This window comes from Acinetobacter piscicola, from assembly GCF_002233755.1.
In the GTDB taxonomy this organism is placed as follows: Bacteria; Pseudomonadota; Gammaproteobacteria; order Pseudomonadales; family Moraxellaceae; genus Acinetobacter; species Acinetobacter piscicola.
Map to the genome: position 1 here is coordinate 66,651 of NZ_KZ268707.1, position 26,471 is coordinate 93,121.

26 protein-coding genes are annotated in these 26,471 nt (G+C 37.7%); 13 read left to right on the forward strand and 13 right to left on the reverse strand.

Features of this window, described 5'->3' with window-relative positions:
- Positions 1-11: 11 nt before the first annotated feature.
- The 3 genes from ssb to CDA10_RS03730 form a co-directional block, all read right to left on the reverse strand.
- Positions 12-602 (reverse strand): single-stranded DNA-binding protein, encoded by a 591-nt coding sequence (ssb, locus tag CDA10_RS03720; protein WP_089604151.1) that lies wholly within the window; start codon positions 600-602, stop codon positions 12-14.
- Positions 603-653: 51 nt separating this feature from the next.
- Entirely contained in the window at positions 654-2,018 is a 1,365-nt protein-coding gene (locus CDA10_RS03725; protein WP_089604152.1) for an MFS transporter, read from the reverse strand.
- A gap of 138 nt (positions 2,019-2,156) precedes the next feature.
- Complete coding sequence (locus CDA10_RS03730) at positions 2,157-3,239, reverse strand: DUF475 domain-containing protein (protein ID WP_089604153.1); 1,083 nt, start codon at positions 3,237-3,239, stop codon at positions 2,157-2,159.
- Between the two features lie 353 nt (positions 3,240-3,592).
- On the opposite strand from CDA10_RS03730, the gene tenA reads away from it, so the two are divergent.
- Positions 3,593-4,264, forward strand: coding sequence for a thiaminase II (tenA, locus tag CDA10_RS03735; protein WP_089604154.1), 672 nt, complete (start codon positions 3,593-3,595; stop codon positions 4,262-4,264).
- A 299-nt stretch (positions 4,265-4,563) separates the two neighbouring features.
- Here tenA and CDA10_RS03740 read toward each other — a convergent pair whose 3' ends face one another.
- Positions 4,564-5,529, reverse strand: coding sequence for a hypothetical protein (locus CDA10_RS03740; protein WP_089604155.1), 966 nt, complete (start codon positions 5,527-5,529; stop codon positions 4,564-4,566).
- A gap of 358 nt (positions 5,530-5,887) precedes the next feature.
- Here CDA10_RS03740 and mdtD point away from each other — a divergent pair, with 358 nt between their 5' ends.
- The 8 genes from mdtD to CDA10_RS03785 all read left to right on the forward strand — a co-directional run bounded on the left by mdtD (position 5,888) and on the right by CDA10_RS03785 (position 15,140).
- A complete protein-coding gene (mdtD, locus tag CDA10_RS03745) occupies positions 5,888-7,282 on the forward strand; it encodes a multidrug transporter subunit MdtD (protein WP_089604156.1) in 1,395 nt (464 codons plus the stop codon).
- Positions 7,283-7,358: 76 nt separating this feature from the next.
- Entirely contained in the window at positions 7,359-8,123 is a 765-nt protein-coding gene (locus CDA10_RS03750; RefSeq protein WP_089604157.1) for a glycoside hydrolase family 25 protein, read from the forward strand.
- 546 nt (positions 8,124-8,669) lie between these two features.
- Positions 8,670-9,725 carry a DNA polymerase IV gene (dinB, locus tag CDA10_RS03760; protein WP_089604158.1) on the forward strand — a complete coding sequence of 352 codons (1,056 nt, stop codon included), beginning with the start codon at positions 8,670-8,672 and terminating at the stop codon, positions 9,723-9,725.
- Positions 9,726-10,610: 885 nt separating this feature from the next.
- Positions 10,611-11,327, forward strand: coding sequence for a two-component system response regulator CreB (gene creB / locus CDA10_RS03765; protein ID WP_089604159.1), 717 nt, complete (start codon positions 10,611-10,613; stop codon positions 11,325-11,327).
- A gap of 3 nt (positions 11,328-11,330) precedes the next feature.
- Positions 11,331-12,800: a two-component system sensor histidine kinase CreC gene (gene creC, locus CDA10_RS03770; RefSeq protein ID WP_089604160.1), complete on the forward strand. Its 1,470-nt coding sequence runs from the start codon at positions 11,331-11,333 to the stop codon at positions 12,798-12,800.
- Positions 12,801-12,973: 173 nt separating this feature from the next.
- Positions 12,974-14,392 carry a cell envelope integrity protein CreD gene (gene creD, locus CDA10_RS03775; protein WP_089604161.1) on the forward strand — a complete coding sequence of 473 codons (1,419 nt, stop codon included), beginning with the start codon at positions 12,974-12,976 and terminating at the stop codon, positions 14,390-14,392.
- A gap of 85 nt (positions 14,393-14,477) precedes the next feature.
- Positions 14,478-14,705, forward strand: coding sequence for a hypothetical protein (locus CDA10_RS16980; protein WP_089604162.1), 228 nt, complete (start codon positions 14,478-14,480; stop codon positions 14,703-14,705).
- 78 nt (positions 14,706-14,783) lie between these two features.
- Complete coding sequence (locus CDA10_RS03785) at positions 14,784-15,140, forward strand: RidA family protein (protein WP_089604163.1); 357 nt, start codon at positions 14,784-14,786, stop codon at positions 15,138-15,140.
- Positions 15,141-15,254: 114 nt separating this feature from the next.
- Here the strand turns inward: CDA10_RS03785 and CDA10_RS03790 are convergent, their stop codons facing one another.
- From CDA10_RS03790 to CDA10_RS03805, 4 genes are all read right to left on the reverse strand, one after another.
- The gene (locus tag CDA10_RS03790; protein WP_089604164.1) at positions 15,255-15,794 is read right to left on the reverse strand and encodes a DUF2726 domain-containing protein; all 540 of its coding nucleotides are present in this window, start codon (positions 15,792-15,794) and stop codon (positions 15,255-15,257) included.
- A gap of 461 nt (positions 15,795-16,255) precedes the next feature.
- Positions 16,256-18,664, reverse strand: a complete 2,409-nt coding sequence (locus tag CDA10_RS03795; protein WP_089604165.1) for a YgiQ family radical SAM protein — start codon at positions 18,662-18,664, stop codon at positions 16,256-16,258.
- 181 nt (positions 18,665-18,845) lie between these two features.
- Positions 18,846-20,072 carry an MFS transporter gene (locus tag CDA10_RS03800; RefSeq protein WP_089604166.1) on the reverse strand — a complete coding sequence of 409 codons (1,227 nt, stop codon included), beginning with the start codon at positions 20,070-20,072 and terminating at the stop codon, positions 18,846-18,848.
- A gap of 193 nt (positions 20,073-20,265) precedes the next feature.
- Positions 20,266-20,670, reverse strand: coding sequence for a helix-turn-helix domain-containing protein (locus CDA10_RS03805; RefSeq protein WP_089604167.1), 405 nt, complete (start codon positions 20,668-20,670; stop codon positions 20,266-20,268).
- An 81-nt stretch (positions 20,671-20,751) separates the two neighbouring features.
- Here CDA10_RS03805 and CDA10_RS03810 point away from each other — a divergent pair, with 81 nt between their 5' ends.
- The 4 genes from CDA10_RS03810 to CDA10_RS03825 all read left to right on the forward strand — a co-directional run bounded on the left by CDA10_RS03810 (position 20,752) and on the right by CDA10_RS03825 (position 22,545).
- Entirely contained in the window at positions 20,752-21,243 is a 492-nt protein-coding gene (locus tag CDA10_RS03810) for a DUF2938 domain-containing protein (protein ID WP_089604168.1), read from the forward strand.
- A 10-nt stretch (positions 21,244-21,253) separates the two neighbouring features.
- Entirely contained in the window at positions 21,254-21,826 is a 573-nt protein-coding gene (locus tag CDA10_RS03815) for a flavodoxin family protein (RefSeq protein WP_089604169.1), read from the forward strand.
- 214 nt (positions 21,827-22,040) lie between these two features.
- Positions 22,041-22,325: a type II toxin-antitoxin system Phd/YefM family antitoxin gene (locus CDA10_RS03820; RefSeq protein ID WP_089604170.1), complete on the forward strand. Its 285-nt coding sequence runs from the start codon at positions 22,041-22,043 to the stop codon at positions 22,323-22,325.
- Positions 22,279-22,545, forward strand: coding sequence for a type II toxin-antitoxin system RelE family toxin (locus CDA10_RS03825; protein WP_089604171.1), 267 nt, complete (start codon positions 22,279-22,281; stop codon positions 22,543-22,545). The genes CDA10_RS03820 and CDA10_RS03825 overlap by 47 nt, the downstream gene beginning before the upstream one ends.
- Before the next feature lie 108 nt (positions 22,546-22,653).
- On the opposite strand, the gene CDA10_RS03830 is transcribed toward CDA10_RS03825, so the two are convergent.
- From CDA10_RS03830 to CDA10_RS03850, 5 genes are all read right to left on the reverse strand, one after another.
- Positions 22,654-23,067, reverse strand: a complete 414-nt coding sequence (locus CDA10_RS03830) for an NUDIX hydrolase (RefSeq protein WP_089604172.1) — start codon at positions 23,065-23,067, stop codon at positions 22,654-22,656.
- Between the two features lie 50 nt (positions 23,068-23,117).
- On the reverse strand, positions 23,118-23,513 hold the full coding sequence (locus CDA10_RS03835; RefSeq protein WP_089604173.1) for a tautomerase family protein: 396 nt from the start codon (positions 23,511-23,513) through the stop codon (positions 23,118-23,120).
- Between the two features lie 333 nt (positions 23,514-23,846).
- A complete protein-coding gene (locus tag CDA10_RS03840; RefSeq protein WP_089604179.1) occupies positions 23,847-24,992 on the reverse strand; it encodes a PQQ-dependent sugar dehydrogenase in 1,146 nt (381 codons plus the stop codon).
- A gap of 149 nt (positions 24,993-25,141) precedes the next feature.
- Entirely contained in the window at positions 25,142-25,705 is a 564-nt protein-coding gene (locus CDA10_RS03845) for a DUF4256 domain-containing protein (RefSeq protein ID WP_089604174.1), read from the reverse strand.
- Between the two features lie 76 nt (positions 25,706-25,781).
- Positions 25,782-26,471 (reverse strand): protein DA1 (locus CDA10_RS03850; protein ID WP_213062845.1); only part of this gene is annotated, 690 nt, incomplete at its 5' end.

A 26,471-nucleotide genomic window follows, 5' to 3' on the forward strand; every position in this document is an offset into this window, starting at 1 on the left:
TTTTAAATCAATTAAAACGGTAAATCATCATCTAAATCAGCGGGCGCAGCTGCTGGGGTCGGCGCTTGTTGCGGCTTAGGTGATTGGAAACCTTGATTTACATTGTTTCCGCCATTGCCATAGCCACCTTGGTTGCCTTGATTAGCTTGGTTGTAGCCACCTTGACCTTGGTTTCCGCCTTGATTTCCATAACCACCTTGTTGTTGGTTATTGTTGAAACGAGGTTGATTATAACCACCGCTTTCACCACCTTCACCTTGCTGACGGTTATTTGAATCTAGCATTTGCATTTGCTCACCACGGATTTCTGTGGTGTAACGCTCTTGACCATTTTGATCTGTCCATTGGCGAGTACGCAAAGAACCCTCGATATAGACTTTTGAGCCTTTACGTAAATATTGCTGTGCAATTTCACCTAAACGGTTATGTAATACAATACGATGCCACTCGGTTTGTTCTTTTCTTTCGCCCGAATTTTTATCTGTCCAAGATTCACTTGTCGCAATTGAAAACTGCGTTAAAGAGCCCCCATTTGGGAAAGTTTTGGTTTCAGGATCACGACCTAAAGTACCCACTAAAATGACTTTATTTACACCACGCATCAGACGTTATCTTCCTATTCAATTCTATGTTTTACTTTATAAGAGTTATGTTTAAATGGCTACCTCTTTACCCAACAAGTGCGTTAAATGTTGTCGCGCAGCATCACTTATCTGCTGTTTATCGACTTTAATATAAGCAACCTGTTGTTCAGACATCACCACGACCTCTTCAATACCATGAATTGCCAATAACTGAGAAGTCCAATCATCGGTTTGTTTATTCTCAGGTAATCGCAATACGATTGATGTTAAATAGCGTGGTTGAGCCAGTCCAAAACTTATGAACAACCAAATTATAGCAAGTGCTGATAAAACACTCCAACCCATTGCGGTATTATTAAGTAAAATTAATTGTCCGCCTAAAGTTCCACCAAAAAATGCACCTAAAAATTGCGCACTTGCATTCACACCCATTGCTGTTGCTTTAGATTGAATCGGTGCAGCTTTAGATAACCATGACGGCAATAAAGCTTCCATCACATTAAAGGCAATAAAAAATAAACCCAGTCCTAACAATAAGATATATTTAGATTCATAACCAAAAATCAGAATAACCAGTCCTGCGATGATTCCAGCAATCGCTGTCAGGAAAATACTGCGCATTTTGCGATATTTTTCCGCGAGGATAATGCTTGGAAAAGCAAAGAACAAACTGATCAGCAATAAAGGTAAATACACCACACCATGTTTAGACAATGGAATCCCAGCAAAATCAATCAGCTGTGAAGGTACATAAACAAACATAGCGGTCAGTAATAAATGTAATGAAAATACCGAAACGTGTAAGCGGTTTAAATCACCCATTTTCAAAACTTGTTTCAGCTGTTTTAAATACCCTTGATTATAATTTTTATGATGTCGTGTAGTTTTCGGTACTAGAAATAACGTTAGGATGGCTAACAATCCCATGATCGTTGTGACCCAGAATAATCCTGAAATCCCGACCAATGTCGTGAGCCAAGGCCCTAAACTAAATGCAACTACGAAGGATAAGCCAATACTCATTCCCATAATTGCCATAGCTTTGGTACGTTGTTCTTCACGCGTCACATCTGCCAATAATGCCATCACGACTGCGGATACGGCGCCTGCACCTGCGATTGCACGACCAATAATCACGCCGTAAATCGTCTCAGACATGGCAGCGACAGCACCACCTAAGGCAAATAGCAATAAGCCAAAAACGATCAACGGTTTACGATTAAAACGATCTGCCCAAAGGCTAAAAGGAATTTGCAATAAAGCTTGGCTTAAACCATAAACACCGACCGCTAAACCGATCAATGTTGGTGTGGCATATTGATATGACTGTCCTGCAATGGCAAAGACAGGAATGATCATGAACAAACCCAACATACGTAAAGCAAAAATACTGCTTAATGCAAAAGTCGATCGGCGTTCTAAAGAATTCATCATATCTATTGGCTTATCAAAACTGGCGAGCTATTCATCGCACACATCATCGCATATTGCGACAACTTTGTGGAAACATTGAGTCTAAAAAAGGGCGCTTTTAAAGCGCCCCCTATTGTAATCGTTTTTCTTAAAAAAGGATTAATGCTGTTGTTCCATTCGTTTGTTATATTGAATCGAAGCAATAATTGCCCAAACAATAAATGCAACACCAATCAAACCTGTAACAACTTCAGGGATATGTAAACCTGCGCCACTTGCCAACATGATAAAAGCTAAAGCACCAATCGCATAATGTGCACCATGCTCAAGGTAGATATATGCATCTAAAGTCCCTTTATCTACAAGATAAATGGTCATTGAACGTACAAACATTGCACCAATCGCAAGACCGAGCATGATGATCACGACATCTGAAGTAATCGCAAAAGCACCAATCACACCATCAAAACTAAAAGAAGCATCTAAAACCTCAAGGTAAATAAAACCACCGATCCCTGCTTTAATCACGCCTGTAGATGCACCACTTGCATCGTGGCCAATCGCATTGCCATCTTCATCAACTTCAGGTTCACCACCGAGTAAATGGCTCAGTACTTGCACACCAATATAAATCACGATACCCCAAATACCTGCCATCGTTACCACTAAGCGTTTTGCTTCATCAACATTCGCTGCCATGACCAATAAGCCAATCAATGTAAGAAAAACAGACATTGCTTGGACATTAGCTAAATTTGCTAAACGTTTTTCTAACCACTTAAACCAGTGTGTATCTTTGCCTTCATCCAAAAAGAAGTTTAAAAATACTAACAATAAGAATGAACCACCAAATGCCGCAATTTCAGCATGATGGGCAATCAATCGTGCTGAATAATCAATTGGATCATTCAACGCCATTTGAATCACTTCCCACATCCCCATATCCGCAGTCACGGCGACAATAACGATTGGAAAAACCAAACGCATACCGAATACGGCGATTAGAATACCCACAGTTAAGAAAATCATTTTCCAAAAATGATCCCAATTGCGTAGTACCGATGCATTGACCACAGCATTGTCAAAAGAAAGTGATACTTCCATCACTGCAAGAATTGCAGTAATGGTTAATGCAGATAACATCGCCTGAAATCCTGCATTTGGGCCATGTGTAAAGCCCCAATATGCGGAAATTGCCAAACACACAATTGTAAAAAAGATTGAGAAACCAAAATGTTTCATGATGACACGTGACCTACAAAAAATTATAGTTCCCCCTCTTTTCTAAAGAGGGGTTAGGGGGAGATTCTCAGATGAGTAACGACTAAATTACGCTTAACTGATTAGCACGACCTACAGAAAATGGATTTACATCAGAAATAGCGAGAATAAAAACTGAATTTTTAATGTGCTTATTATGACAACTTTTTCACACTTATCCAAAGTTGTTTGTCTTATTTTTATGAAGACAAGCTGAAAAATATCACCTAAAAACGCCTAAGACAGCGTAAAATTACTATCGTTTTGTAAATCAACAATCACGCTAATCTTTCATCTTTTTAATTCTAAATTTGGAATTATTGTAGGAAAATGACATGAGCTTTTCTCAAGACGTTTGGCAACGCAACCTTGCTTTATATCAAAAAACCTTAGCCCTCCCATTTAACCAAGAACTTGCAAATGGTTCTTTAAGTCGCGAAGCTTTTTGCCATTACGTGATTCAAGATGCACATTACTTGGTGGCTTATGGTCGTGCACTTGCGATATGTGGTGCTAAAGCTTATGAAGCGGATGACATTATCCAGTTCACTCAAGGCGCTAAAGAAGCCATTGTCGTTGAACGTAGTTTACATGATGGTTTTATGAAAGGTTTCGGAATCAGTAAAACAGATTTTGAAAATACGCCATTAACATTGGCTTGCCATCATTACACTTCATTTTTAACTGCAACAGCTTGGTCTGAAAGCTATCCTGTTGTGTTAGCTTCTTTATTACCATGTTTTTGGATTTATGCAGAAGTTGGTAAAGATATTGTCAGCCAATCTATCACCAATAATCCCTACCAAGCTTGGATCGATACCTATTCCGGTGAAGAGTTTAACGAAGCTGTACGCAACGTTTTAATTACCATTGACCGTATTGCTGAACGTTGTGATGCAGATACGCTTGAAAAAATGCATAAGGCCTATACCAAAGGTGCTGAGTTGGAATGGTTGTTTTGGGACAGCGCTTATCATCAAAGACAATGGTTGGGATTGGATGATTAATTAAAAAGAAAATCCTCATATTCATAATACAGTTTGTGAATATTTTCCCTTGTGCAGCCAATACCTCAACATTCTCAATCTAGGTAGTAACAGTAATGCTGATCAGTTAAGCCTTTTTAAATCCTCAATAGTTCCCCTCTTTCTTAAAGAGGGGTTAGGGGAGATTTTTAGATGGGTAACGACTAAATTACTCTTAACTGAACGGCATTAGGTACCAACAGGGCTATACAAGGGATTTAAATGCTCATCTAAGAATCTAATCAGGTCGAAAACACATCATCATTTCTAAACCAGCAACACTAGCCTTCAATCACGCGATAAAGCCAAGGCAAAGCTGTTGCCAAAAGAATACTGACGGCTAAACCCAACATCAATTTCATTGCATCTTTACTGACATTTCGTGAGGTTCGATATTTATTGACTTCATTCAAATGCATCGCCATTGCAAACTCACGTCCTGCAAGTAAGCCCAAGAATACCCAAGTAGTACTCATTGGAATATTACTCATCTCTTTAAACACCAAGAGAATCAGCGCATACATGAAATCAATAATGGTGGCAGAACGTACATCTTGCACCCCAGTTTTAGTGTCAATAATGTTCTGAATCGCACCACCACGTTGATAGAAAACCACACCCAACAAAATAATAAAGACCGAAATGGCAAACAACATAAACCAAAATGGTACAACACGTGGCACATATACAAAGATGTTTGCCAAGTCTTGAATCAGCCATTGGCTCCATAAAAAACCTGTAGCAACCCATTGAATCGCAATCCAAATTCTTGGAGGTGGATGATGGCGTGTTTTACTGAAATAGATGGTGACTTTTTTAACAACAAAACGATAGATAATAATTGCGACAACAAATGCAACGGCATAACCTAGCATCGATTTGGTCAGCATCGCACTTAAACTACTAGGTGAAAAGATCGTAAGTACAAGGAATGTGGTACTTACAGGTATACCAAAACGTGTTAAAAACAAAAGAATCAGTGGCGGAACGACATATAACCAAGTCATTCCTTCTTTTGGAAAAGGAATGGTTTCTAAACGTCCATACGAGGCATCACCTACTCCAGACACCCACCAACCATATAACAGGACAACCGTTAAAATCGTACTGGTATAAATCCATAGAATCCACCATGGTCGGTGTGCATTGGAAGAAATAAATGTTCCTAAAGTTTGCGGAACATCATTTCCAACAATCGAATAAGCCGCTAGACAAAAGCCGATGATCATTAGAATATCAATGCTCATGTGCTAAACCTCTATTCAGATGCATGGTTAGACGTATAGTCAGATGCATAAAAAACAGTCTTCTTTATGATTAATGTCTGCGAGATTATGACACTTTTATGAATTTTCAAAACTTTTAATTTTTCAGATCGTATGGAAAATAAAACATCCAAGACTAAAATTTTCTTATAAATGACTGAATATATTTATAAATGTAATTTGCTCACTTTTATCTGATCAATCACCTCACATTCTCTTATTTCAAAACTGAGCGCAATCCATCTGCATACAGAATAGGTACGAATAATGACAACGATTCCCTACAGATTTCACAACATGAATGTTTTAAAATATTCACAAAATCTCACATTTGAAAAGTATGACAGCAGCTACGCCATCACATCAAAAATTACAGCCTAAGTTCTATCTGTTGGTCTTTTTGGTTTCGATTGGCTTTTTCATGCAAGGTTTAGACACCACGATTATCAATACAGCATTGCCTGCAATGGCAAACAGCTTGCATGAAAATCCGTTGCGTATGCATGGTGTCGTGATCAGCTATGTTCTTTCTGTCGCAGCATATATTCCACTCAGCGGTTGGTTAGCCGATCGTTTTGGCGTAAGAAATATCTTTTTTACAGCAATTGTTATTTTTACCTTAGCCTCATTAGGCTGCGCACTTTCCAATAGTTTCAATACATTAATTGCTTTTCGAGTACTGCAAGGTATCGGTGGAGCATTGCTGCTGCCTGTAGGGCGTTTAGCTATGCTTAAACTGATTCCTCGTGAACAGTTTTTATCTGCAATGAGTCTCATGAGTTTGGCTGGGCTGATGGGGCCATTGATCGGCCCAACACTCGGCGGATGGCTTGTTGAAGTTGCATCATGGCACTGGATCTTCCTGATCAATTTACCCATTGGGCTTTTGGGTATGTTAGTCACCTTTAAAGCCATGCCAAATACCACTGAACCTACGGTAAAAAAATTCGATTTCAGTGGGTTTATTTTATTGGTCATTGCCATGGTGGGAATGGCTTTGGGCATTGAAAATATTGCCAGTCATGACGTCTCAAAGGGTCTCAGTATTGGTTTATTACTCGCAGGACTCATTGCCACATTGGTCTACGCCTATCATGCACATACGCATCAAAATGCATTATTTCGTAGCAGCTTATTTAGAAATAAAATTTATACCATTGGTGTTTTAGGAAATTTCTTTGCTCGCTTTGGTAGCAATGCGATCCCTTTTATTTTGCCACTGATGTTGCAAGTGGCTTTTAAAATGGAACCCTTAATGACTGGAATCATGCTCACACCAATGGTTTTAGGGTCGTTATTTTCCAAACCCATTATTCGACCGATTATTTCCAAAATCGGCTATCGCAGAATATTGTTAATCAATACATTCTTGGTTGGCGCATGTATTGCCAGTTTTGCATTGACCACAGCAGATACCCCGACATGGTTAAGAGCTGTACATTTCTTTATTTTTGGCACACTGAACTCATTGCAGTTTGTGACTATGAATACCTTTACCCTCAAGGATCTCCCTCAACAAGATGCCAGTAGTGGCAATAGCTTCTTGTCGATGATTATGATGCTTTCAATGAGTATCGGAGTTGCCTTAGCAGGTGCTTTACTCAATCTGTTTACGGCGTATTTTGGAGAAGAACACATCACTCAGGCTTTCCACACCACGCTCATCTGTTTAGGTGCAATCAATATCGTCACTGCATTGATCTTTTATCAGATTCCGAAAAACCAAGCCATATAACATTTACACGTACTTCGTCATAGTTTTGAGATACAGATCACGTTAAACTAGCCTCATTCTGATAGATAGAAAACCCATGTCAAAACGATCTGTAAAAAAACAACGACAATTTACCCGCTATGGTTCGATCTTTGCCATCGGGTTATTGTGCGGTGTAATCAGCATCAGTTTGGCCATTTTCTATCACAATACCGCCTCTGCCGAAACTTACCCCATCAAAGGTTTTGATGTATCTCACCATCAAGGTGTGATTGACTGGAAAAAGATTTCCCCTCAGCAATATCAATTTGTTTATCTGAAAGCCACCGAAGGCGGTGATTATCAAGATGATCAATTTCAAAATTACTGGATGGAAGCACGTGAACGAGGCATGCATGTCGGTGCTTATCATTTTTATCGTTTATGTCGTGACGGGAAAATACAAGCACAGAATTTTATGGAAACTGTTCCCAATAAATCCAATGCCTTACCGCCTGTAATTGACTTGGAATATGACAGCAATTGCATTAATACCTTTACCAAAGAACAATTATTAAAACAAATCAAAATCATGCATGATGAATTACATCATCATTATGCGAAACAACCGATTTTCTATACATCAAAAAATTTTTATAACATTATTTTAGTCGGTGAATTCAAGGACACACCGATTTGGATTCGTGAATATAAAGAACAACCTGATTTAAAAGATGGACGTGCGTGGACATTTTGGCAACAAACCAACCAAGGCTCAATTCAAGGCATTCGCAAATCAGTCGATTTAAATGTTTTCCATGGCAATGCAGAGGAATGGAAGGCATTTTTAGAGAAAAATCAGGTGATTCAGCCTGAAAAATAAAGCTTCAATTTAAATAAGATAATGCCGATCTGTAAGCTACTAAGCCCCAAACTCACTAATATTATGTAACAATAGTTCAGTAAATGTTTTCACAATGATTCATTGATACGCGTAAACGTCATCCGCTATTGTCTGAGGCAGGACTACATTTGAATGGGAATGTTTTTGCAATGACTCTGATTAATACAAGGTATTGAACGAGTTCAGCGGATGACAGTGGTTTTGCCTACTTTTCCCGAAAGAAAAGTAGGTCGAGCCGAAGGCTTAACCTTAAATATAAATTTTGAATATAAGACTCCGCTGAATACCTAATTGTTTGAAACGTTTAAATCATACATATCATTTCAAATGTCTAAAATTAATTAAATGAATAAATATACAGATTTATAGCTTAATAAGCCTTCAATAATATACCTGAACAAAGAACAGAAAATAGTTTATATAGACACAATCTGTCGCATAGAATAAACAAAATTAAAATAAATAAATTGAACTAAATCAAGATCGGTTAAAATAATTCCACAGCGTTTTAACCCTGTGTGGTTTATGAGAAAAATCATTCATATTGATATGGATGCATTCTACGCCTCTGTAGAACTACGTGAGCGTCCCGACTTAAAACATTTACCTGTGGTGGTTTCTTCACATCACCCACGGGCAGTAATAGCTGCCGCCTCCTACCCTGCACGTGAGTTTGGATTACGCTCTGCAATGTCTATGTCACAAGCCAAAAAACGTTGCCCACAAGTCGTGGTGATTGAACCAAATTTTGAAAAATATCGTGAAGTATCCCGCCAAATTCATGAAATTTTTCAGCACTATACAGCGACTATTGAACCTTTATCTTTAGATGAAGCATTTCTCGATGTCACTGAAAATTTACAAAATATTCCAAGTGCAACGGAAGTCGCAGAACGTATTCGAGCCGATATTTTTAACACAACAGGTTTAACCGCTTCAGCGGGAGTTGCACCGAATAAATTTCTAGCAAAAATTGCCTCAGATTGGCATAAACCCAATGGGATCTGCATCATTAAACCCAGTCAGGTGCAACATTTCATCCATAATCTACCGTTAAAAAAAATTCCCGGTGTAGGTAAAGTCACACAAGAAAAATTAAAAAGTTTAAACCTTGAAACTTTAGGCGATTTGCAGAAAGTTGAAGAAAATATACTGATTCATCATTTTGGAAAATACGGCAAACAACTGTTTTTATATGCCCAAGGAATTGATGATCGACCTGTGCAGGCTGAACGGCAACGACAACAGATTTCGAACGAAACTACTTTTGATGACGATCTGAGCATCACACAATGTTCCCCTTATTGGGACAAGTTGATTGAACGTGTCTGGCTCAGTTTGCAAAAAAAGCACATGCAGGCGCGTGGTGTAAACGTCAAACTTAAACTCAAAAACTTCCAAGTTTTACAACACAGTAAAAGCTTTAAACAGCCTTTAAATTCACAACAAGAAATGATTCAAATCATCAAAATTTTATTAGCGGAAATGCAGATTCCTGAGCATTTTCAATTTCGATTGATTGGTGTGGGTTTGTATCAACTATCAGAACAACAAGATAAAGCACAATTATCGTTATGGTAAATCCGCTGAATATTAACCTGAGCTCGGGATAAGGTATATTCCCAACCACATGATACGCGGAAAGGTCAGTCGCATTGTTCGAGGTATGAGGAATATATTCCGCAAGATCTGTAATATATTGTTTTTTCAATATATTAATTACTTGATAGTATCTGTCGAGTTGGCGACTCTTGCGCTGCTTTAATCACAGCTCAGGTTTTGCCCTTGCGTGGCAGTGCCACTCATCCCGAAAGCCTTGCGAGGTAGTACCTCTCAGGTCGAACCTGAACAAGATTGAAATATATTTCAAGCGAAGTGCAAGACGAAGTGGGTTAATCCTTACATTTGACTTTAAACGGTAAGACTCCGCTGCACCTGACTAATCTTTTCAATAACTTACATCAGAGTTTATCCCGAACTGTAGTTATTCAATAAAAATGCGCTTAGAGCTGATTCTAGATAGAAAATTTACCGTGAAATTACTNTAGTTATTCAATAAAAATGCGCTTAGAGCTGATTCTAGATAGAAAATTTACCGTGAAATTACTTTGATTAATTTTCAGCCAAAAGAATTAAGTTTGCTTAAATATTTACCAACATCGAGCAAAATTGGAGTAATCTACTTGGCGCAATACATTATCCATGTATCTGCTGAGAGACCAAAAGTTACCAATACTTTTGCTCTGCTGTCCTGTAGTTGGCGTGACGATCAAATCCGAATATTACAGGGCGCTCAGACTATTCACATGGGTAAACTCCTACTTCAAAACTTCTTTTTTATTTTCAATATCATCACCAGATTTCCAACCCAATCACTCAGTTCATCTAAACTTCACATAAAATTCATTCGCCTAAAAAAAAGAATTTCAGTACACTCAAAATGATCAAATGAACATTTAAAGACTGATGAATAATAAAAAACAGATTCTATGTGTTGAAGATGATGCCGCGATTCTGATGCCCTTACGTTATGCACTAGAACGAGAAGAATGGCAGGTGACTTGGGCCAATACTGGTGCTCAAGCCATTGAATTTATTCAACAGCAACATTACGATTTTATTATTTTAGACATCGGCCTACCCGATATAAATGGCTTTGATGTCTGTAAAAAAATTCGCCTGTTTAACCACACACCACTGCTGTTTTTAACTGCACGAGATGATGAAATTGACCGCATTATCGGCTTAGAAATTGGAGCAGATGATTACTGCACTAAACCTTTTAGTTCACGTGAAATTGTTTCTCGTATTAAAGCGATTTGGCGCAGGATGGAAATTCAGAGCCAACTGCAAACCACTCAACCCCGTGTTGATCCACAACCTACTCCCTCTAAAGCTTGGCAATGTATTGATGAATCACTACAAATTCATTACCACGGTACAGCATTGCAACTTACTCGTTATGAATATCGTCTATTGAAGTTGTTGATCGATCATCCTGAACAAGTCTTTAGTCGCCAACAATTGATGGATCATATTTGGGAACATCCTGAACATAGTTTAGAACGTACAGTAGATACCCATATCAAAAGTTTAAGGCAAAAACTCAAACAGATTTCAGCAGCATATGATCCGATTATGACCCATCGTGGTTTCGGTTATAGCCTAAAACGGATACTGTAAAAAATGTCTATCTTTATTCGTATTTGGTTTTTCTTTGGTTTAATTATCTTGCTTGGGCTGTGGTTTATGTCCTATACCTTTAATCAGCAAGTTAAACCCAATGTCCGCCAAGTGGTTGAAGATACACTGGCTGAAAATGCCAATATTATTGCGATGTTAGTGTCTGAAGATGTCCATGAGAAGAAAGTCGGTACAGCACAATTTGATGAAAAAATTCAAAAAGCACTGAATCGTAAACTCAATGCCAATATTTGGCAGCACAATAAAAAAGAAATTAATCAACAAATCTATATTACCGATGCAAACGGGATCGTAATCTATGATTCACAAGGCATCGCCACTGGGCAAGATTATTCACGCTGGAATGACATTTATCTAACACTGCAAGGCAAATACGGTGTACGTTCAACACGCAGCTATGAGGGGGATTCCAATAGCAGCACCATGTTTATCGCCGCACCGATTTATTATCAAGCAGCACCAAACCAGCAACAAAAATTGATTGGTGTGGTAAGTATTGGTAAACCGAATAGCTCTGTACAACCTTATATTCAACGCGCTGAAGATCAATTACTGCGCCAAGCTGCATGGATTACTTTACTCAGTTTATTTCTTGCCAGTTTGGTTGCCTATTGGCTCAAACACAGTATCGACCGCGTTCGAAAATACGCTCAGGCACTTGCTCCTGTGAATCAAACCCCTTATTTCCGTTCAGCCAAAGAGCTGAATCAAGTGGCTCAAGCGGTTGAAAATATGCGTGAAAAACTCGAAGATCGTGCTTATGTAGAACACTATGTCAACACTTTAACCCATGAGTTAAAAAGCCCACTTACAGCGATTCAAGCCAGTGCAGAATTACTTAAAGAAGATTTGCCATTGAATGATCAACAACAGTTTGCAAGTCATATTCATGGTCAAAGCCAACGCTTAAAAACCTTAATTGACCGCATGTTATTGCTCACACGTTTAGAAAAATCCAAACATCAAATTGAAATTCAAAGCTTTAATTTATCTCAACTGATACAACATGTTTTAGATCAACACGCCAGCCAAATACAGGCCAAGAAAATTCAGTGTTTATTGGATATTGAAGCAGATTGTACCATTCAAGCCGATCGCTTTTGGTTACAACAAACCATTGCCAATCTTTTAGACAATGCTCTAGATTTCTCGGCAGAATCTGCAAAGATCCTGATTCAATTACATCGTCAAAGCCATCAGCAGATTCAATTAAAGGTTTTTAATGAAGGTGAATGGATTCCAGAATATGCACTCACACAGATCTTTGACACTTATTTTTCATTGCCCCGCCCCATTACCCAGCAACGCAGTTCAGGCATTGGTTTAAGTATCGTCAAACAAGTGATTGAACAACATCATGGGCAGATTGCTATTCAAAATATTCAAGCCAATCATATTTCGAGCATTCAACCACATCAACAAGGTGTATTGGTGACTATTCTATTGCCTTAGCAGAATTTAAAACCGTGGATTTTTCTATAAATTGATGTTTTTTTTATAAATTCTTAGATTAGGGTTTAAAAAGCTTCACCTAAACTTCACATAAAAATCAAAACCAACTCAAACAAAAACCATCTCACTTTCACATACTCAATCCTGAAAAAAACAAATCATCAGGAATCATTATGCGCTCTCATTTCCTTAGCCTTAAAATCATTGCAATCGTTATATTGGTCGCCATGTTCTGGGGCGGCTTATTTTTCATCACCAGCCTCGTCTCAGAACGCCAAGGCTACCAACAAGCCTTTCTTAAAGAAATCTCACAAAACAATATCAGCCCGCAAACCATTGTTTCACCTTATATACACGTCCCTTATGAAGAACAGAAAACCTGTTTGGATGAACAGAAAAAATCCTATGCATGTACAGAAGAAAACTGGATGTATATCGGTGCTGATAGCACGCAATGGACCTCAAACTTTAATGTTTCAGACGATACCTACAAACGTACGATTTACCGTGCGATTAGCTACCAAGCCAATTTAACAGCGAAAGGAGTTTTCCAAAAAACTCTATTAGAAAATAAAAGCTATCTTTGGGATCGTGCCGAAATTATTTTCCCAGTCCATGACCCACGTGGTTTAGATCAGCAACCTACACTTAAAATACTCAATAAAAATTATGCTTTTGAAGTAAGCTCTCAAGGCAGTGATGGCTCAGGATTTGATTTTATGAGTATTTCAGCAAAAAAATATCCTGAATTGATCAGCGCCATTCAAAATGGCTTTCACTTTGATTTAACGGCAAACCTAACGGGTTTAAGTAAATTTACCCTTATTCCAACCAGTCGTAGCGTTACTTATCAAGCCAAAGGCAATTGGGCGGATATTAAATACGATGGTCAAAACTTACCCTATGCAAAAACCAGCGCTCAGCAGAAATTCAATGCACAATGGAAAAATATTGCCTTAGGTTATCAAAACCTGAATAAATTCATCTATTGTGAAAGCAATAATTGCACTCGCCAATTCGCTCAAAGCAACTACGTTCAAACTGCAAATTCTAGTGAGCATGAAATAGCAGGACATGAAAAAATTGGCTTAACAACTGAGTTTTTAGAGTCAGTGAATGTCTATACCCAAACAGATCGTGCAATTAAATACGGTATTGTGATTATTATCATCACCTTTGGCTGCTTCTTCTTATTTGAAGTGCTGAAAAGCTTACGAATCCACCCGATTCAATATTCTTTAGTTGCCATGGCGCAAGGCATATTCTTTGTTCTACTCCTTTCGATCAGTGAATATTATGCCTTTGCATGGGCATATATCGTTGCGGCGATTGCTTGTATTGGCTTAATGACTTGGTATTTATACTTTGTAATGAAAGGCATCAAAGCTGCTGCTTTGTTTGGCATTATTTTAAGCAGTCTATACGCCATTATGTATATGTTACTGCAATCTTCAGGCAAGACTTTCTTAATGGGTTCAATTATCTCCTTCGTTGTTCTCGCAGTTGTGATGTTTATTACCCGCCATATTGATTGGTACAGCATTGGGAATAAACCTGAACGTGAACTAAAAACCTATACCCCACCTCAATAATCACAAAACCCCGCTTGTGAATGGTGCATGGCCATTCACAAGCGTGCTTAAAAACGATCAAGTCAGAATAGTATCGAGACCCGTTATGTACACCACGTATATCACCACACATATTTCGAAAAATCAGCAGTTAAAACAACTATGCCCGATACAAAGTTCGATTGCTTTTTGTTTAAACCAATTGAGAATGGCACAGATTCATTTTTTAAACTTAGGTAACTTAATTATCTGCCCCGAATACAATTGCATATTGATCTTTCAAACCAAGCTTTTAATCCGAATCGATGCATTTTCAAAATCGCCACAAACTTAATCAATTGCAACAAACTAGATTTGCAGAATGACCATGATCACGTAAACTTTACCTAATAATTTGTATTAGAGAAATATGATGGCTGTACAACGTTTGCATGTCTCAAATCGTTTTTCTGAAATTGCTGTTTCAGGTAATTTGGTTCATTTAGCAGGACAATTGGCTTCTGACTTTGATTTAGATATTAAAGGACAGACACAACAAACTTTCGACATGATTGATCAATTTCTTGCCGATGCAGGCACAGATAAAAGCCATATTTTATCTGTTACGATTTATTTAAAAGACATTGAAAAAGACTATGCTGCTTTCAACGAAGTTTGGGATGCATGGGTTGCAGACATTGACGCCCTACCTCGTACTTGTGTTGAGGCAAAACTTTATGATCCACGAGTCTTGGTCGAGCTAACAGTCGTTGCAGTTAAACCTGAATAAAGCTTGGCTTTTTAGTCATTGAAATATTTAGATGATGACTTTAAACGCTGTAATATAAAAAATGCATGTAAAAACATGCATTTTTTAACCCACTATTTTTAATCACCAATACGATTAACCATAAACACGGCGTCTTAAAACTTGCTCATGGTAATATTCAAGCTTTCCCAAGTCAGCTAACTGCTCTTGTTTTGAATAATCGAAGTCCGAAACTCCAATCAAAAAACTTTCTCTAATTTGCTGATATTCTGGAACATTGCTATAACGAATAACGCGATAACCAGCGGCTTGTAATAAAGCTTCTTGATATTTAGCTTCATTCGCACGTTTTGTTGATGTTTGATCATCTAAAGCCACAATTGCGATTACACGATAATCTTTGTCTAAAACAACAAAGTCAGCAAACATTTTTTGGTATTTATTACGTGTATGTTGAAACTTAGTTGTGATTAATGCGTCAAATGACACATGTGCCAAAATATTCGCTTCCGATAAGATTTCTTTAAGACGAATGAATGTTAATTGCTCAATCGAATTAAAGACGGCTCTTTGTCTTAACGCGCTATCACTCAATCGTTTGTTCGTAAATCCTTTATAAACAATTACGATCACGACAGCGACGATGAAAATACTGATAATCATCATCATATCCATGTCCTCTTCCTTTCTTATAATTCGGTTTCTAGACCGTTTATTTTTACCAGTTATATCAATATATGAATGAACGCTCATAGTTCAAACACTTTGATAAAATCACTACAAACTGCAACACAACACTTATAAATCTTGACTTAAAACTTCACTTCAAAACAACAAAATGACTTAAATCTCGGTTTTAATTATAAATTGAATCATAGTTTTATTTTATTCACCCATTATGATCAATAAATGAATAGCTTTTAGATATTGTTATACTCATTTTCATTTTTAAATACAACTTAATCCGATAAAATTACAACAATTTTGTCTAACAATTTATACGACTTTTGTTTGATTTTTATCCAAAAACTTACCCACAATTCTAAAAAACTTATCCACAGTTTTGCTTATTTTTGACTCAATCATTGTTTTTATCGAAAAAAAGGATGCTTACGCATCCTCTCTCACTTCAAAAACTAAGCCCGATTCTTTGGCTTAGACTTCCCATTGCTATTTCCACCAAACGGTTTTTTATCACCTGTTTCACGTGGTGGCAATCCTGTATGTTGCGTCAAAATCTGACCACGTTCAGGACGTTTTTTAGTGTTTGATGGACGCGATTGATTTTTCGCTTGCTGATTACGATGATCACCATTACGTTTCTGCGAATCACCATCCACTGTCGAGTTTTTCTTACGTGCAGATTGATACTGACCTTCAGTTGTTCCCGCAGGCTGATATGTTGGAATCAAATGCTGTTTCGAATTACCAATCAAATCTTGGCGACCCATTTCTTTTAAAGCTTCACGAAGTAATGGCCAATTGTTTGGATCATGGTAACGTAAGAAAGCCTTATGCAGACGACGACGCTTCTCACCTTTCACAATATCAACATCTTCAGTATAACGTGCCACTTTTGCTAATGGATTTTTACCTGTGTGATACATAGTCGTTGCTGTAGCCATTGGTGATGGGTAAAAGGTTTGTACCTGATCAGCACGGAAACCATTCTTTTTCAACCAAATCGCCAAATTCATCATGTCATATTCAGTCGTACCCGGGTGCGCTGCAATAAAGTACGGAATTAAATACTGCTCTTTACCTGCTTCCTTACTGAAACGATCAAACATTTGCTTGAAACGATCATAAGTCCCGATCCCCGGCTTCATCATCTTAGACAATGGACCTTTTTCGGTATGCTCAGGGGCAATTTTTAAATAACCACCGACATGATGCTGTACCAATTCCTTCACATATTCAGGGTTGAGTACCGCTAAGTCATAGCGTAAGCCTGAACCAATCAGAATCTTTTTGATGCCTTTGAGTTCACGTGCTTTACGATACAATTGCGTCAAAGGTGCATGATCTGTATGTAAGTTTTGACAAACACCCGGATAAACACATGATGGTTTACGACAGTTCTTTTCGATTTCAGGGTCTTTACAATGCAAACGGTACATATTTGCAGTTGGGCCGCCCAAGTCAGAAATGATCCCTGTAAAACCTGGTGCAGTATCACGAATCTTTTCAACTTCACGTAAAATTGATTCTTCAGAACGGTTTTGAATAATACGCCCTTCATGTTCTGTAATTGAACAGAAAGTACAACCACCAAAACAACCACGCATGATATTGACAGAGAATTTGATCATATCAAATGCAGGGAAACGTGCATTACCATAAGCAGGATGTGGTAGACGTGCATAAGGCAAGTCAAACACATAGTCCATTTCTTCAGTGGTCAAAGGAATCGGTGGAGCATTTAACCATACATCACGTTCACCATGCTTTTGCACCATTGCACGAGCATTTCCCGGATTGGTTTCAAGATGCAAGATACGATTGGCATGTGCATATAAAACTGGATCATTTGAAACATCTTCAAATGCAGGCAAACGAATCACCGCCAACTCACGTGGTGGTAATTTATGTTTAATAGCTTTAGATGCAGGCTGTAATTGAACGATTTGGGTATTTTCATCCAAATCATCGCCTTCACGGATAATTGGATTGGCAACAATTTCTTTTTGGAAATTTTGATATTGCGTGAGCGAGTTACCTTTGCTCTGCTCAATCTCACAACCATCTAAATCCTCAGTCATCACATAAGGATTGATGATTGGATCAACACGACCAATGCTGTCGACATCATTTGACGCAATTTCTACAAACTGCGCTTTAGACGCACGGTTATTTTTATTGATAATAAATGCTGTACCACGAACATCGGTAATTTCGTGAATTTTTTGACCTTTGGCAAGACGATGCATCACTTCAACAATCGAACGTTCGCCATTGCCGTACATGAGTAAATCCGCTTTAGAATCCATCAAAACTGAACGACGTACTTTGTCTGACCAATAGTCATAATGTGCAATACGACGTAAAGATGCTTCGATACCACCTAACAGTACTGGAACATCTGGAAATGCTTCACGGCAACGCTGACAGTACACTGTTGCTGCACGGTCTGGGCGTTTATTCGGTAAATTATCTGGAGAATATGCATCATCAGAACGGATTTTACGGTCAGCCGTATAACGGTTGATCATCGAATCCATGTTGCCTGCTGTCACACCCCAAGCGATGTTGGGTTTACCCAAGACTTTAAATGCTTCAGCTGAAGTCCAATCAGGTTGTGCAATAATTCCGACACGGAAGCCTTGCGCTTCTAATGTACGTCCGATGATGCCCGAACAAAATGATGGATGGTCAATATAAGCATCACCACACACCAGAATAAAATCACAGCTGTCCCAACCGAGTTGATCCATTTCCTCGCGTGACATTGGCAAAAATGGTGCTGGTTCAAAGCACGATGCCCAATATTTGTCATAATCAAACAGCGCTGTAGGCGCTGTCTGAGCAGTATAAGCGGTAGACATGGCGAATTATCTCGATTGGCAGTTGGCGATCGGGAGAGATCTAAGATGAAAGCCGATCATTTTACCATGAATTACATTCATCTTGCTTGATTAAAAAACACTCAAAAACAAAAACATGTAAATCAATTTAGATTTTTTAATTCATATCTATTAAAAAACAGTAGATTTCATCTATTTTCAATCAACTTTGAGATGGAGTTTCCGTACGGGTTTGAAGCTGTTTCAGCTTAAAAGCAATGATTAAACCAAGGAGCAAAACGCCGCTAATCATCAGTGTCAACCCAAGCCATCCGTAATTTTCCCACACCAATCCATTTGCACTCCCTAAAACACTGGATCCAAGGTAGTAGCAGAACAAATAAAGTGAAGAACCCACAGCACGGTATTGTAAAGACTGCACAGACACCCAACTGCTCGAAGTAGAATGCGCTGCAAAGAATGAAAATGTGAAAATAAACAGTCCAATCAAAATGATCCAAAGTGATGGAATTAACATGATCCATAAGCCGATGATCATGCTTAAAAACATGGCGATAAGCACTTTACTTCGACCGAATTTTCGACTCCACTCTGCCGCACGTGGTGAACTATAAATACCCGATAAATATGCAATTGATATCAGTCCGATCCATGTTTGCGATAACTCAAAAGGTTTTTCTAAAAGATGATAACTCATGTAGTTAAACACGGTCACAAAACAGCCCATTAAGATAAAGCCTTGTGCGAAAAGCAAGCGTAGCTTTGGATCAGCGAGATTCTTTTTAAAGGATTCTATAAAGCGTGAGAATTGAATTGGGTACGCTTTGAAATGTTTAGATGCAGGTAAAGCAATATAAAATATAATCGCAATAAATAGATTGAGAACACCGATAATCATGGTTGCTGCTTGCCAAGAAATATAATCCAGTAATACTCCTGCAATTAAACGCCCACTCATGCCCCCAATTGCTGTACCTGAAATATAGAGCCCCATTGCAAAACCAACATCTTTTTGTGCAATTTCTTCACCAATATAGGTCATGGCAACAGAGGCAACTCCACTCACAGCTAAGCCAATCATCATTCGTGTGGCGAGAAAAACCTCCCAATAGGGTAAAAAGGCACTGATTAACAATAATATTGCTGTAGAAAATAAAGAAATGACCATGATGGGCTTACGACCAAAACGATCTGAAATCAGCCCCGCAAACAGTAAGCCTAAAGCCAAAGCAATGGTTGAGAATGACAGCGGAAAACTACTATGTGTAGGTGTGATATGGAAGAATTTTGCCAGAAAAGGCATCATCGGTTGTACGCAATAGAGTGATGAAAATACCGCAAAACCTGCTAAAAATAGCGACAGTAAAATTGCAATAAAAGGTTTCGTACCGTATTCAATATAAACTGAGGATTCAGATATTTCAGACATAATCACTCCTTATGTCTGCTCAGTATACGCCTGTTTATTTCTTTCACCATGTATGGCACAACATTAAGGGATATTTTAAAACAACAATCATCAAATAAATATGAACCCATCAACATGATTGTATTTATTAATATGACAGTAAAAATCCAAGTTTAGTCCATGAATAAACCTATATTTCGCCTATAAAATGCCACTAAAGCTTAGTCGGTTGATATTCGTCTGCTATCGCAGCTGTTAAATAATTTTGGAAGGTTGGACACTGCATATGATTTTCAGCGGGACAAACCGCAGCATGCCTCAATCCCTCGCTAATAAAGTGCAATCGTCGAGCCATCTGCTCAAGTTGCTCTGCTTTATCATTCAGCATTTTTCGATCTAGCTCAGGTTGACCATCCGATCCAAACATCGTGACAATCTCATCCAAAGAAAATCCTGCCGCTCGCCCCAATGCAATCAATGCCAATTGATCTAGTACCTGTTTTGCATATTGACGACGTAAGCCCTGTCGCCCAATAGATTTAATCAGTCCCTTTTCTTCATAAAATCGTAAAGTCGATGTCGTAACCTTCGCTTTTTTTGCAACTTCACCAATATCCATAAATGCCTCTTGACTTCAAGTTGACTTGAACTTGCACAATGAATCTATCAGGTTTTATTTGAAAAAGGTCGGGGGAATGAAATGAATATTTTTAAACTACTACTTTATATTTTGAGTCTAGGGATCGGTGCAACGCTCATCATGGATATTTGGTTATTCATATTAAAAAAACTAAATATACCAACTTTAAATTTTGCACTCCTTGGTCGGTGGGTAGGATGGATTTTCCACGGCAAAATCATCCACGAGTCAATTGCACAAAGTTCTGAAATTCAACATGAATATGTATTGGGCTGGATTGCTCATTACAGTGTTGGAATCTTATTCGCATTGGGTTTCATCTTCATCACAGGGGAAGCTTGGTTACTGCAACCTCAATTTTATTCCGCATTATTATTTGGGGTCATTACCGTATTAATTCCTTTCTTCATCATGCAACCTGCTATGGGTTCAGGCTTTGTAGCATCTAAAACACCGCAGCCATTTATCAATCGTATCAAAAGCTTGATCAATCACAGTATCTTCGGGTGTGGCTTATTCCTCACCGCTGAATTATTAAATCTTTTTAATTAAGGGCTAAACCATGAAATCAATTGCCATTATCTATCATAGCCGCCAAGGACATACCCAATTTATTGCTCAACAAATTCAAATCGGAGCAGCAAAGATTGAGGATATGAATATTGATTTGTTCACTGCTGAACAACTGATGTTTCAACCTGAATTACTCACCCAATATGATGGTTTAATTTGGGGGACACCCACTTACCTCGGTGGTGTCTCTGGAACCTTAAAACAATTCATGGATGCTACAGGTTCCTTATGGAAGAAACAGCTTTTTAAAGGAAAATTAGCCGCAGGATTTACCGTCTCATCGCTCCCCGCAGGTGATAAACAATCAACACTTATTTCACTTTTCACTTTTTGTATGCAACACGGCATGATATGGGTGGGCAATCCTATTTTACCTGAACAACATCAAGGCGTTCCCTATATGCAAGCGGCTAATCGCCTAGGTTCTTGGTCTGGATTAATGGCACAAGCTGAACATGCGAGTGCGGCAGATGCATTTGATTTAGGTGATATTAAAACAGCACAATTGTTTGGGAAAAATTTTGCATCATGCCTAAATGCATACCAAGCAGTGGCTATGTGAATACTGTGAGTCTTTTATTTCCGTCCAGTTTTTTGTATGAATTCATTATCTACATAGCCTAGTCTAGAAAGGTTTATTTTCCATTCTTTGATTTTCATAACGCACCTTTAAAAGACTTATTAACAGGTCTTGTAATTGGTTTTTAATTTGAGTATCTTATATAGTGATTTAGCTTTGGATTGATAACCTGAAGCCACAAGAGGGTCTGTAAATCATGAACAACATAATCCTTAGTCGATTTGTTTCTAGTATTTCTGAATTGAAAAAGAATCCGATGGAAGTCGTCAACAATGGGTTCGGTGAAGCTGTAGCTATTCTAAATAGGAATAACCCTGCTTTTTACTGCGTTCCAGCTGATATGTACGAAAGAATGATGGATTTAATTGAAGATCAGGAACTTTTAAAACTAGCTAAACAAGTCGAAAATGAACCAGTAATTGAGGTTACAATCGATGAGTTACAGGCTGAGATTCAAAGAAACCGCAAGAAAAAAGTTTAGTAAATTAAATCCTGATATTGCTGAACAAATTTTGAAGAAACTAGCTAAAGTTCTAGAAAATCCAAAAATTCCTAAAAATAAGCTGAGTGGATCTGTTGATCTATATAAAATTAAATTGAAGTCAGCAGGATATAGATTGGTATACCAAGTTATTGATGATGAATTAATTGTATTAGTTCTAGATGTTGATAGACGAGATACGATTTACAAAAATATGTAAGCTAAAAAAGCCCTCAATCTTTGGTTGTTGGGCTTTTTTTAGTACGTAGTTTTCGCGCTTTGATGATATTTTCAGGTCTTTTTTATGAAAATATTAAGTTGTACTAGCTCAAACATTTAATTTTCCTTGTATAAACTTCAATAAGCCCTGAAAAATCACATGCCATTCTTCTGTTGGTGACGAAAGTACAGGATGCCAAAAGAATTGAAAATTTAATCCTCCATCATCTGCACAATGATGAACCCAATTATCAGCAAGTGTTTCATTGACCTGACACAAAAACACATACCAATCAGGCCCTGCTTGTTGTGGAGAATAAACACCAATAAACTTTTCAATTAATGTCTTATCTATTCCAGATTCCTCAAATAACTCCCTTAAAGTTGCATTCTCTAAAGATTCATTCTGTTCTACAGTCCCTTTGACGATCTGAATTCCTGCAAGCGGATGTCGAAATACTAAAATTTGTAATTGTTCATCTTGTTGTCTTAAAACAACAGGTACAACTTTTTGAATGATCATGTAGCATTTTTCTCATAAGCCCATTGTCTATTTGCGGTGTACTTAAAATCCTATACTTCAATATCAAAGCCTAAACTCACATCACATGCCGCTTGACCACCTCGAATCCCCCAATTTTCTGTTGGAAGCTCACGAAGTAAAATATTGATATGATCGGCTGGAATTCCTAAGCTCGATAAATTTCTAACCATAGACTGATATAGATGACGCTTTGCACCCAAAGAACGTCCAGCAAAGCAGTCGATACTAATCAAAGTAAAATATTCTGGCTGTGATTTATCTGTTGGGCAGAGAAAACGATGTGGTGCATGAACAAATAGACGAATATTTCGATCATGTTGTGGAATCTTAAATGCTTCCACCAAAGCAGAATGAACAGCATCCATGAGTGCTGATTCTGTTTCTAAATCATATTGTTGTCTGACCTCAATTTGTACTGCAGGCATTTTTATTCTCAAATATCTATTTTTAGATCAAAAGATTAGCATACTATCTATACTTCTTTGTACGCTATAACGTACACATGATGAGGCGTTTTGCAGCTATTCTAAGTTTCGCAAAATCGATATTATAGTTACATAAAGAAACAGGACGTTTCAAATGACCAAGAATAACAACAATGATAAATAAACAATGCACAAAATAGATGGACGCATAAGTAGTCAACAGGCAGTTCACTACAATAATGAATAGATACGAAAAAGCCTCGACAGGATGTCGGGGCTTTTTTATGCTTATCTGTTGATCTTAATTTACTTTTTAGACTGAGTTCTATATTGCTACTCAGGTAATAATCGCAATAAATGGGCATCTTTTCCATCCTCAAGCACCCAAAGACTGCCATCATGTGCAACCTCTAGATCACGAATTCTCTGCTTCATCTTTAAACGCTGAACTTCAACCACTGGACTTTGAGCCGTATCAACCACAACAATTGATTTTGAAGATAAACCTCCAATTAATGCTTTATTACTCCATTGCGGAAACAACTTATCTTGGTAAAAAATCAAACTAGATGGAGAAATAACAGGTGTCCAACTAATTTCAGGCGCTTTGAATTCAGGACGAGTATGGTGATCTGGAATAGGTAAACCATTATAATGATCACCATTAGAAACAATAGGATAGCCATAATTTTCACCACGAATAACGATATTCAACTCATCACCACCTCGAGGCCCCATTTCTACATCCCATAATTTCCCTTGCGCATCAAAAGCAATACCCAAAGGATTACGGTGTCCCAAAGACCAAACTTGCTTAGCAATATCACCTTGATTTATAAACGGATTCCCCTCAGCAGGACGTCCATCATCATTTAATCTTAAAATTTTACCCAAATTTGATTGCATCTCTTGTGCAGGCTCAAACTTTTGCCGCTCACCCGAACTGATCCACAACTTGCCATCTTGACCAAATAGAATACGATGTGAATAATGCCCTTGACCTGAAACTTTAGGAACTTGTTCCCAAATTCTACTTATATTTTTTATTTTTGGATTTTGATCTGATACATCGAGCTCACCACGTACCACAACAGCACCGTAGCCACCTTCCCCTGCTTCCGCGTAGCTCAAATAAACCCACTTATTCTTTTCAAAATTAGGGTGTAAAACAATATCACCTAACCCTCCCTGCCCACCATACGCAACTTTAGGAACACCTGAGATATCAATATTTTGTCGTGTCTGAGGATCAAATAATTTAATGTGCCCTTTCTTTTCGGTAATAAGCAACCGACCATCAGCAAGCAGGGCCATCGCCCACGGTTCTTCAAAAGTTGCGATTTGTTCAGTTTGATAACTTTGTTTAATCTGCGAAGGCTTTATTTGTGCAATAGCATCATTATTCGCATTACATGCACTTAAAAATAGGCTACTGAAAAATAAAGAAAAGGCAGATATATGAATCAATTTTCTTTGCATATTTTCCGCTCTTTTATCTTTTAGGTGGTCTTGATTTAAAATAACATCCATACAAAATAAATGGGCAATTCAATTGGTAACAAAAGATCATGGCTTTTTAAACCAGAGCATTTGATGTTTACTTCAATCTTTCTAGCTTAAATCTCTCATTAAATTTCTATAAATGCTCTAAAACCTCGAGATGCATAATAAGATTGAGCACCATTATGAGAAGTAAAAACTTGTCCATAACGATAATCACAAAACAATGCTCCACCTTGATTACGAACAGTTTCAGGCGTTTCAATCCAACTTGATGTTTTAAAATCGAAATTAAAAATAGTTTGTAAATGACGGTATTCTAGTTCTGATAATAATTGCACGCCCATAGCCTGAGCGATATCAATAACATTATTTACAGGTTTATTCTCTTTACGTGCATCTAAAGCCTGCCGATCATAGCAAAGACTTCGACGTCCTTTAGGCGTTTCGATACAACAATCATAAAATCTGTAAACACCATCGGATGCGATGGATAAAACCACATCGGGTTCACCACCAGTGCGTTCCATGTCATAAATAGACCATAACTTTTCAGGGTTATGTATTAATTTTTCTTCAACATCACTCCAAATTGAATTTGGATGACGACTCATATTCTGTTCAAATCTACTTTTTAATATCGTGAATAACTGCTTACTTTCATGTGATGATAAGAGCTTAAATTTGTTCATTATTCAATCTTCGTATGCACTCAAATAAAATGTAGCCTATATACAGCACATTTGTGTTTTATTTTGAATCTAAACATTATAAAAAAGTTTGAAAATATCTTTGAAAACCAACTTTTTGATATTGTTGGTAAGCCTCTCGTAATTCCTCACCGTAGATAGGATCTCGATTTTTTAATTCTTTTTGTATAATTCTAGACATCAATGGGTTGGCAGAACGTTCGCTGATCAATAATGCAACCAATTGGCAAAAGCCTTCTTCTTTTTCTTGAGTAGCAAATTTATATTGATGTTGTGAAACCAACACATGAGCCAATTCATGTCCCAACACCCAAACTAAATTTGCTGTAGGCATTCCATAAATCACTTTAATCTGGGCTTGATCATGCCAAGTACTTGAGAAAATATTGGTTTTGGTTGTATTTATAGCAAGTCCTTCAGCACCATTAAATCCTAAAGTCTGCATTTTATCTTGGCTAATTAAACTAACCTGTGTATTGCCTCTTTTAAATTTAAATCCAAGATTTTCAATTTGTTGTAGTACCCAAACAGCAACTTTCTGTAAATTTTCAGTTGTTACAATAATATGTTGTACACAATCTATGCATAACAAACGCCCATCGTTATATCGTGACATTTTATTTGTGAATTGAGTGTTATGACAATAATAACAAGAAGAACGTTGATAAAGATTGCCAAACATCATTGATCCCCTAAATCCAAATAAAATAAAACGTATATATGGATATTGCTTCGAAATGATGATTTT

Bases quoted from the DNA above. Each gene is read 5' to 3' on its own strand.
- ssb (WP_089604151.1), bottom strand. From the start codon at position 602: ATGCGTGGTGTAAATAAAGTCATTTTAGTGGGTACTTTAGGTCGTGAT.
- CDA10_RS03725 (WP_089604152.1), bottom strand. From the start codon at position 2,018: ATGATGAATTCTTTAGAACGCCGATCGACTTTTGCATTAAGCAGTATT.
- CDA10_RS03730 (WP_089604153.1), bottom strand. From the start codon at position 3,239: ATGAAACATTTTGGTTTCTCAATCTTTTTTACAATTGTGTGTTTGGCA.
- tenA (WP_089604154.1), top strand. From the start codon at position 3,593: ATGAGCTTTTCTCAAGACGTTTGGCAACGCAACCTTGCTTTATATCAA.
- CDA10_RS03740 (WP_089604155.1), bottom strand. From the start codon at position 5,529: ATGAGCATTGATATTCTAATGATCATCGGCTTTTGTCTAGCGGCTTAT.
- mdtD (WP_089604156.1), top strand. From the start codon at position 5,888: ATGACAGCAGCTACGCCATCACATCAAAAATTACAGCCTAAGTTCTAT.
- CDA10_RS03750 (WP_089604157.1), top strand. From the start codon at position 7,359: ATGTCAAAACGATCTGTAAAAAAACAACGACAATTTACCCGCTATGGT.
- dinB (WP_089604158.1), top strand. From the start codon at position 8,670: ATGAGAAAAATCATTCATATTGATATGGATGCATTCTACGCCTCTGTA.
- creB (WP_089604159.1), top strand. From the start codon at position 10,611: ATGAATAATAAAAAACAGATTCTATGTGTTGAAGATGATGCCGCGATT.
- creC (WP_089604160.1), top strand. From the start codon at position 11,331: ATGTCTATCTTTATTCGTATTTGGTTTTTCTTTGGTTTAATTATCTTG.
- creD (WP_089604161.1), top strand. From the start codon at position 12,974: ATGCGCTCTCATTTCCTTAGCCTTAAAATCATTGCAATCGTTATATTG.
- CDA10_RS16980 (WP_089604162.1), top strand. From the start codon at position 14,478: ATGTACACCACGTATATCACCACACATATTTCGAAAAATCAGCAGTTA.
- CDA10_RS03785 (WP_089604163.1), top strand. From the start codon at position 14,784: ATGGCTGTACAACGTTTGCATGTCTCAAATCGTTTTTCTGAAATTGCT.
- CDA10_RS03790 (WP_089604164.1), bottom strand. From the start codon at position 15,794: ATGGATATGATGATGATTATCAGTATTTTCATCGTCGCTGTCGTGATC.
- CDA10_RS03795 (WP_089604165.1), bottom strand. From the start codon at position 18,664: ATGTCTACCGCTTATACTGCTCAGACAGCGCCTACAGCGCTGTTTGAT.
- CDA10_RS03800 (WP_089604166.1), bottom strand. From the start codon at position 20,072: ATGTCTGAAATATCTGAATCCTCAGTTTATATTGAATACGGTACGAAA.
- CDA10_RS03805 (WP_089604167.1), bottom strand. From the start codon at position 20,670: ATGGATATTGGTGAAGTTGCAAAAAAAGCGAAGGTTACGACATCGACT.
- CDA10_RS03810 (WP_089604168.1), top strand. From the start codon at position 20,752: ATGAATATTTTTAAACTACTACTTTATATTTTGAGTCTAGGGATCGGT.
- CDA10_RS03815 (WP_089604169.1), top strand. From the start codon at position 21,254: ATGAAATCAATTGCCATTATCTATCATAGCCGCCAAGGACATACCCAA.
- CDA10_RS03820 (WP_089604170.1), top strand. From the start codon at position 22,041: ATGAACAACATAATCCTTAGTCGATTTGTTTCTAGTATTTCTGAATTG.
- CDA10_RS03825 (WP_089604171.1), top strand. From the start codon at position 22,279: ATGAGTTACAGGCTGAGATTCAAAGAAACCGCAAGAAAAAAGTTTAGT.
- CDA10_RS03830 (WP_089604172.1), bottom strand. From the start codon at position 23,067: ATGATCATTCAAAAAGTTGTACCTGTTGTTTTAAGACAACAAGATGAA.
- CDA10_RS03835 (WP_089604173.1), bottom strand. From the start codon at position 23,513: ATGCCTGCAGTACAAATTGAGGTCAGACAACAATATGATTTAGAAACA.
- CDA10_RS03840 (WP_089604179.1), bottom strand. From the start codon at position 24,992: ATGCAAAGAAAATTGATTCATATATCTGCCTTTTCTTTATTTTTCAGT.
- CDA10_RS03845 (WP_089604174.1), bottom strand. From the start codon at position 25,705: ATGAACAAATTTAAGCTCTTATCATCACATGAAAGTAAGCAGTTATTC.